1 protein-coding gene is annotated in these 241 nt (G+C 65.1%); it reads left to right on the top strand.

The annotated features are described in order from the left end of the window. Positions 1-241 (top strand): IMP dehydrogenase (locus AC4IFT_RS22605; protein WP_490752994.1); only part of this gene is annotated, 241 nt, incomplete at both ends.

A 241-nucleotide genomic window follows, 5' to 3' on the forward strand; every position in this document is an offset into this window, starting at 1 on the left:
CTTCGTGATGCTGGGCGGTATGCTGGCCGGCCACGACGAGTGCGAAGGCACCGTGGTGGAAGAGAACGGCGAGAAATTCATGCTGTTCTACGGCATGAGCTCCGAGTCAGCGATGAAGCGCCACGTCGGCGGCGTGGCGGAGTATCGCGCGGCCGAAGGCAAAACCGTCAAGCTGCCGCTGCGAGGCGAGGTGGAGTTCACCGTGCGCGATATCCTCGGCGGCCTGCGTTCCGCCTGCACC

This window comes from Providencia sp. UF-183 (genome assembly GCF_058246155.1).